The organism is Thalassolituus alkanivorans (assembly GCF_020447205.1).
Taxonomy (GTDB): Bacteria; Pseudomonadota; Gammaproteobacteria; order Pseudomonadales; family Oceanobacteraceae; genus Venatoribacter; species Venatoribacter alkanivorans.
Map to the genome: position 1 here is coordinate 1 of NZ_JAJAEL010000033.1, position 449 is coordinate 449.

The 449-nt window shown below is 54.3% G+C and carries 1 protein-coding gene; it reads right to left on the reverse strand.

Going from position 1 to position 449, the window contains the following annotated elements; translation table 11 throughout:
- Positions 1-449 (reverse strand): GTP-binding protein (locus tag LGT44_RS10405; RefSeq protein WP_230333594.1); only part of this gene is annotated, 449 nt, incomplete at both ends.

Below are 449 nucleotides of genomic sequence, written 5' to 3' on the forward strand. Positions count from 1 at the left end.
CGCAGTTCCATTTCAACCAGTTCCAGCATCTCTGCGTATTCTTCAGAATCGGCACCGCCGCAATCTTCAGCCAGCAGGTCAGCTTTGTTCAGGAATACAACGATGTAAGGTACACCAACCTGACGGGACAGCAGGATGTGTTCACGGGTCTGAGGCATTGGGCCGTCAGTAGAACCACATACCAGAATCGCGCCGTCCATCTGCGCAGCACCGGTGATCATGTTTTTAACATAGTCAGCGTGGCCCGGGCAGTCTACGTGTGCGTAGTGACGGTTCGGAGATTCGTATTCTACGTGGGAGGTAGAAATGGTGATACCACGCTCACGCTCTTCAGGAGCATTGTCGATACCGTCGAACGCTACCGCTGCACCGCCCCATACTTCGGAACATACGCGGGTCAGAGCCGCAGTCAGAGTGGTTTTACCGTGGTCAACGTGACCGATAGTACC